At 49.1% G+C, this 6704-nt stretch carries 6 protein-coding genes; 4 read left to right on the top strand and 2 right to left on the bottom strand.

What is annotated here, in order from left to right:
• Window positions 1-588 (top strand): hypothetical protein (locus QHH26_13595; protein ID MDH7482983.1); only part of this gene is annotated, 588 nt, incomplete at its 5' end.
• 161 nt (window positions 589-749) lie between these two features.
• Entirely contained in the window at window positions 750-2072 is a 1323-nt protein-coding gene (locus QHH26_13590; GenBank protein ID MDH7482982.1) for a sulfatase-like hydrolase/transferase, read from the top strand.
• A gap of 24 nt (window positions 2073-2096) precedes the next feature.
• Here the strand turns inward: QHH26_13590 and QHH26_13585 are convergent, their stop codons facing one another.
• Window positions 2097-2861: an HAD-IIA family hydrolase gene (locus QHH26_13585; protein MDH7482981.1), complete on the bottom strand. Its 765-nt coding sequence runs from the start codon at window positions 2859-2861 to the stop codon at window positions 2097-2099.
• A gap of 236 nt (window positions 2862-3097) precedes the next feature.
• On the opposite strand from QHH26_13585, the gene QHH26_13580 reads away from it, so the two are divergent.
• Both QHH26_13580 and QHH26_13575 read left to right on the top strand, forming a co-directional pair.
• Window positions 3098-5098 carry an aldo/keto reductase gene (locus QHH26_13580; protein ID MDH7482980.1) on the top strand — a complete coding sequence of 667 codons (2001 nt, stop codon included), beginning with the start codon at window positions 3098-3100 and terminating at the stop codon, window positions 5096-5098.
• Window positions 5099-5162: 64 nt separating this feature from the next.
• A complete protein-coding gene (locus QHH26_13575) occupies window positions 5163-6251 on the top strand; it encodes a uroporphyrinogen decarboxylase family protein (protein MDH7482979.1) in 1089 nt (362 codons plus the stop codon).
• Window positions 6252-6258: 7 nt separating this feature from the next.
• Here QHH26_13575 and QHH26_13570 read toward each other — a convergent pair.
• Window positions 6259-6704: uroporphyrinogen decarboxylase family protein (locus QHH26_13570; GenBank protein ID MDH7482978.1), on the bottom strand; the 446-nt coding region annotated here is incomplete at its 5' end.

The following is a 6704-nucleotide window of genomic DNA, read 5'->3' as shown; positions in this document are numbered from 1 at the left end:
TCAACTGCCGAAAAACAGAACTCAGCGTCGGCTATTGAAGACTTTGATCCCTGGATTAATCAGTCACTAATTCCCGATGCAAGCGTCGAGTTCGATGAAGACGAGAATGGCAAGCCAGACTTCTGGTTAAAATCTGAGGACTCCGACGAACTCAAGTGGACTAAGCCAGATTGGGGCAACTACAAAATCGAGGGACTCATGGATATCAATCTAGTCATGCGTGATTCCTATACTGGCCAGCGTGCCCTCCGCATTGATCCAGGCAGGAGGGTGAGGTTTTGGAAAACTGAGAAAGTCTTTGCACAGCCTGGAGAGTATGAATTATCAGGGTACATTCGGTCAACGGCGCCAACATCAACAAAGGCAAGGCTTAGGGTTGCTTTCTATGACGCTGGCGGCCGAGAGTTGGGTGTTGGGAGAACGAATGAGGTGGCGCACTGCGATTGGCAGAAAGTCGAGGGGTATGTTCGCGCACCAAGTGGTACAACCTATGCGGTTGTTTTCTGTGCAGTGGATCCTGGAGAAGAAGGGAGCGTTTGGTTTGACGAAATTACCCTTGCTAAACGCGAAAAAATCGCTTCTCATTGACAATTGCCAGGCGCTTGGCTCATACTTGGTAATAGCTTTTGGAGGCGGCCATGAAAATTGCTAATATGCTTACACGGCGTGAATTCCTAAGAAAATCATCAAGCGTGATTGCTGCGATGGGAATAGGCGTGGCTCAATTACCCACAGAGGGGAAGGACAAAATGGAGCAAACTGAACGACCAAATATCGTATTTTTCTTTACCGATCAGCAACGGTGGGACACTTTGGGTTGTTATGGACAAAAACTCCCAATTTCTCCAAATATTGATAGGATGGCAAGGGAGGGCGTGCTCTTTGAGAATGCATTCACGGTCCAACCCGTATGCGGGCCGGCGCGTGCAGTTGTTCAAACTGGTATGTACGCTACCGAAACAGGTTGCTTCCGGAATGGAATTGCTCTTCCGTTAAACGCCAAGACTATCGCCAGGTATTTATCGGAGGCAGGTTATGAGGTAGGTTATATTGGCAAATGGCATCTTGCTTCCAATAAAGAGCATAATTATAGGGATAAGGCTATCCCACCGGAACGTAGAGGAGGCTATAAAGACTACTGGCTTGCGTCCGATGTACTCGAATTCACATCGCACGGCTATGACGGCCATATGTTTGATGCTGAGGGGAAACAAGTTGAGTTTAAAGGCTACCGAGTGGACTGCGTTACCGATTTTGTGCTCGAGTACCTTCGCTCACGAGATAGGAAAAAACCTTTCTTCCTCTTCGTCTCATACATTGAGCCGCATTTCCAAAACGACCATAAACACTTTGAGGGACCAATTGGCTCGAAAGAAAAGTTTAAAGACTTTGAGCCGCCGGGTGATCTTGTTGGAACCGAGGGCGATTGGCGTGAGGAGTATCCCGACTATCTAGGATGTTGCAATAGCCTTGATTACAACCTTGGCCGCATTCGCGCAGAATTAAAGGAACTTGGGCTTGAGGATAATACGCTGATATTTTATACCAGCGATCATGGATGTCATTTTCGCACGCGGAATGCGGAATACAAGCGCTCATGCCATGAAGCATCGATTCGCATACCAATGCTTGCCTATGGGCCGGGCTTCAAGGGTGGAAAGGTTGTCAAGGAGTTGGTGAGTCTGATTGATGTCGCACCAACTATCCTTGCCGTCGCGGGGATAGAGAAGCCGCCACAGATGCGGGGTAGGCAGCTTCAGGATTTAGTAAAGGGCGGGAAAACGGACTGGCCGAAGGAAGTATTCATCCAGATTAGTGAAAGCCAGACTGGTAGGGCTATTCGAACGAAGAAGTGGAAATATTCTGTTTCCGTACCGGATGCCAAGAATCCTGCAAGCGATGTCTATTATGAGGAATTCCTCTATGACCTTGAAAACGACCCGTACGAACGCAAAAACCTCGTTCGCGATCCATCTTTTGCTACAATTCGCAGAGAACTCGCCGATATACTTAAACGCCGAATTAGAGAAATTGAGGGCAAGGAGCCTTTAATTCTCCCTGCCTCCGGATGACCATACTTTAGTCTTGCGTTGAGTTTAAAGTATCTCAATATCCGCGACGGAGGGCAATATGTGAGTGGGACAGTATGGAAAGCGCTCGATATCAGCTTCTTTTGTGACACCGGTAAGTACTAGAATTGTCTCCATACCAGCCTCGATGCCAGCAACTATGTCGGTATCCATGCGGTCTCCGACCATGATTGTATCTTCCGAGTGAGCGCCAAGGTAATTGAGGGCACTTCGCATCATCAAAGGGTTCGGCTTGCCGACGAAATAGGGTTTAACGCCAGTTGCTGCCTCAATGAGCGCTGCCATCGCGCCAGTTGCTGGCTGTATGCCTTTCTCGGTTGGTCCTGAGGGGTCTGGGTTTGTGGCAATGAAGCGTGCACCTGCCAAAATTAACTGAATTCCATGCGTTATAGTTTCCAAACTATAGGAAGTCGTCTCTCCGAGAACTACATAGTCAGGGTTGATGCCGGTAAGCACATATCCAACGTCGTGTAGAGCGCTTGTTAAACCAGCTTCACCTATTGCAAAGGCTGTGCCATTCGGTTTCTGATGATGAAGGAACTGAGCGGTCGCCATTGCCGAGGTATAAAGACGATTTTGAGGGACTTCAATTCCCAATGCCGAGAGTTGGTGCTGGAGGTCGCGGGGAGTCCAGATTGGGTTGTTTGTAAGTATAAGAAATGGCGTCTTTGTCTCCAAAAGCTTGGCGATGAACTCCGGTGCACCCGGGATTGCTGTTCGTCCCCGCACGATTACGCCATCCATGTCTAGAAGATAACTTTTCTTAGGCATTTCCGCTTGTGAAAACCTTTCTTTAGTATTAGTGTTCAAAATATGCAAACGTATTAGCTTAAGTTTGGAAGGTGTTGCTAGCAAATCTAGTATACTATTATTCGGCAGATAATCCAATATTGGACACACAATCCTAGTAGTTCTGATTAGTATTGGAATCCAATGAATTGACCAGCTTGAGCGTAGGGTGTTATCATGGCTCACGGTAATAAAGCTTATTTCCGGGGGATAAAAATATGGGCAAGCTAGCTTGGGGAATTTTAAGCACAGGTCGAATTTCAGGCGTATTTGCGAAGGCGGTTGCAGAGTCAAGCACCGGTGAAATACTTGCCGTTGGGAGTCGTACCCAAGAAGCGGCAGACCGGTTTGGCGATGAATACAACGTTCCGCGTAGATATGGAAGTTATGAGGCGCTCCTTGCTGATCCAGACGTGCAGGCAGTCTATATCTCGACTCCTCATCCGATGCATGCCGAATGGGCGGTAAAGGCTGCTGAGGCGAAAAAGCACATACTTTGCGAGAAACCACTTACGTTGAACTACCCCGAGGCGATGGCAGTCATTGAGGCTGTTCGGAGGCACGATGTCTTTCTTATGGAAGCCTTTATGTATCGCTGCCATCCCCAGATTGCCAAGCTTGTCGAGCTAATTCGCGAACGAGCCATAGGGGATGTAAGGATTATTCAAGCAACTTTTAGTTTCCATGCCGGATTTAATCCGGAGAGCCGACTTTTTAATAACGCCCTTGGAGGCGGTGGGATTCTGGATGTTGGCTGTTATACTACTTCAATATCTCGCCTAATCGCAGGTGCGGCTCACGGGAAGCCTTTCGAGGACCCCTTTGAAGTAAAAGGTTTTGCTCACCTTGGCGAGACGGGGGTTGACGAGTGGGCGGTCGGAATAATGCGATTCCCAGGTGATATCATCGCGCAGATTTCGACAGGTGTGGCGCTGAACCAAGAGAATGTGGTGCGTATTTTCGGCTCCGAAGGCAACATCTTAATTCCTGCCCCGTGGTTTGGAAGCAAGGCGGGCGAGCCTGCACGAATCGTCGTGAATCGAAATGGCGAGCAGCCCAAAGAAGTGCTCGTGCCAAATGATGCTAGCAATTACACACATGAGGCTGATATAGTGGCTAAGAATATCGAGAAGCGCCAAGCTCCGCCACCAGCAATGACGTGGGACGACAGCTTAGGCAATATGAAAACCTTGGACATGTGGCGGCAAGCTGTGGGTCTCGTCTACGATATTGAGAAGCCAGACGCAAACTTCCCGACGATTGACCGGCGGCCGCTGACAATTCGCTCGGATGCAAATATGAAGTATGGCTCGATTCCTGGGCTTGAGAAGCCGGTATCTCGCATCGTGATGGGCGCCGTTGGTGGCGGCGGCGTTTCCCCACTCGCATCCTGCTCAATCCTGTTCGACGAATTTTTCCGCCAGGGTGGCAACTGCTTTGATACAGCTTACATTTATGGTGGCGGCAATAGTGAGCGTATTCTCGGTCAGTGGATTAGAAATCGTGGAATCCGTGAGCAGGTGGTCATTCTAGATAAGGGCGCGCATACACCTTTCTGCAACCCTATAGATTTGACTAGCCAGCTTTTTGAGAGCCTTGACCGGCTGGGCACCGACTATGTGGACATCTACATGATGCATCGTGACAATCCCGACATACCGGTTGGTGAGTTTATTGACGTTTTAAATGAACATTTGCATGCAGGGCGAATAAAGGTCTTCGGCGTGTCAAATTGGACAATTGAGCGCATAGAGGCGGCGAATGAGTACGCTCGACAAAAAGGACTAAAAGGGATTGCCGCAGTGAGCAACAACTTTAGCCTTGCTAGAATGATAGAGCCACCGTGGGCTGGCTGCCTTGCCTCGTCTGATTCTGAATCCCGCGCTTGGTTTGAGAAAACTCAAATGCCACTCATGGCATGGTCGAGCCTTGCCCGGGGTTTCTTCGCCTATGGTCATCCCAGGAATCATACCGACCCAGAGATGATTCGTTGCTGGCATAGCGAGGATAACATCCTACGTGCCGAGCGGCTTTTGGAAATGGCAGAAAGAAAGGGTGTTCCGCCGGTAAGCATTGCCCTTGCTTATGTACTTTGCCAACCATTCCCGACATTTGCCCTAGCTGGGCCAGCAAATCTTGAGGAGCTGAGGACCCTTCTTGTTGGGCTAAATATACAATTATCGCCGGACGAATTGAAATGGCTAAATCTAGAATTATAAGGTCGGGATACGTTGATTGTGTCGTTTGACTTTTCTGGAATAAGGTAACTAAGCGGCAATGTCTATGGATAGCGTTCATTCTACAACGCCTAGAGAACGATATCGCGCTATAATGAATTTTCAGCGGCCCGACCGACCATTCATCTGGACCTTCCCTACGCGAAAGGGAACTATGGACGAGTGGATAAAGCAGGGGCATCCCGAGGGCATTAGCACCGCTGAATTTCTTGGATATGATTGGTTCGAAGGCATTCCTCTCAACACATCACATTGCCCAAAGTTCGAGTTGATAATTGTCGAGGAAAAAGATGGTCAAGTTACCTACTATGATGAGGAAGGTGCCCTCCGCACCGAACGTAGGGATGCCCAGGGTAGTGGCTTTGTCACTCGGAAGTGGCTTAAGTTTCCTGTCGAGAACAGAGATGATTTTCTGAGGATGAAGGAGCGCTATGATCCTGAGGACCCTAGGCGCCGTGGACAATGCTTTGATGAGGCTGTTCGGCGTTCCCACACTGCTGAGCGCCCCGTGATGTTTACCATACAAGGCTTCTATTGGACACTACGACAGTGGATGGGCTTCGAAGGTCTTTCGATGGCGTTCTATGACTTGCCAGAGCTCGTGGATGAGATGCTTGATTTTGTGCTTGATTTCAATGTGCGGTTACTGCGTAAGCATCTTGCCAACGCGCACGTGGATAATCTTATGATTAACGAGGATATGGCATACAAAACCGCATGCATGGTTTCACCTGTTATCCTTCGAGATAAATTCTTGCCGCGATATAGAGAACTTGTGCAAGAAGCGAAGAGTATCTGTGCAGACAAAGTATTCGTTGACAGCGACGGGCACATAAGCGAATTGATTCCTTTTTGGATCGAAGCTGGGGTAGACGGCACAAGCCCTGTTGAGATAGCTGCCGAGCAAGACATTGTTGAGTATGCTGAGAAATACCCACAGTTCCTTTTCATTGGTGGTTTGGATAAACGTTGTCTAATTGGCGAAAGGGCTGATGTTGAGGCAGAGGTAGTTCCAAAGGCAACCAAGCTTTATGCGCGTCTTGGCTGGATTCCTGCAGTTGACCACGCCGTTCCCCCAAACGCCAAGTTTGAGAATTTCAAGTACATGATTGAACTGTTGAAAGAGTTGTGGTAGCAAAGCGCTAGTATTTGCCGTATTTCTCAACCAAATCGCGCATCAGAGCAATCCGGCTTTCTTCTGCTCCTGGAGGAACTTGGTCGCCGGCATTAGCGATTAGCCGAGGGCTTTGCTTCCTGAGATTCAGCCATCGCATTACAGCATACCTAAAGTCTTCGATGTTTGTGTTGGGTAGCCAGAGTTCCGGCGAAACGCCGCCAGAAAGGATAAGCTCTGGGCCTGCCTCTGACCGGCATTCATCTGGCGTTAGATCGCCCATGGGTGCGGGTGTTACCGCATCAGCACAATCGGCGCCTGTAGCGCGAATCATCGCCAGTGCACCCTTCAATCGCCCGTCTACATGCATTGCAACGAATTTCCCCGCAGAATGAAGGCGGCTGATGGCTTCAAGGTAGTAGTCTCGCGACCACTCTTCGAAGAAATGTGGCGGCTGGACATCGCTTGAAAAAT

This window comes from Armatimonadota bacterium (assembly GCA_029907255.1).
In the GTDB taxonomy this organism is placed as follows: domain Bacteria; phylum Armatimonadota; class UBA5829; order DTJY01; family DTJY01; genus JAIMAU01.
This window is presented reverse-complemented; position numbering and strand designations above follow the sequence as displayed.

Excerpts from the sequence above, each read along its gene's own strand:
- QHH26_13585 (MDH7482981.1), bottom strand. The coding sequence starts at position 2,861 with ATGCCTAAGAAAAGTTATCTTCTAGACATGGATGGCGTAATCGTGCGG.
- QHH26_13575 (MDH7482979.1), top strand. The coding sequence starts at position 5,163 with ATGGATAGCGTTCATTCTACAACGCCTAGAGAACGATATCGCGCTATA.
- QHH26_13580 (MDH7482980.1), top strand. The coding sequence starts at position 3,098 with ATGGGCAAGCTAGCTTGGGGAATTTTAAGCACAGGTCGAATTTCAGGC.
- QHH26_13590 (MDH7482982.1), top strand. The coding sequence starts at position 750 with ATGGAGCAAACTGAACGACCAAATATCGTATTTTTCTTTACCGATCAG.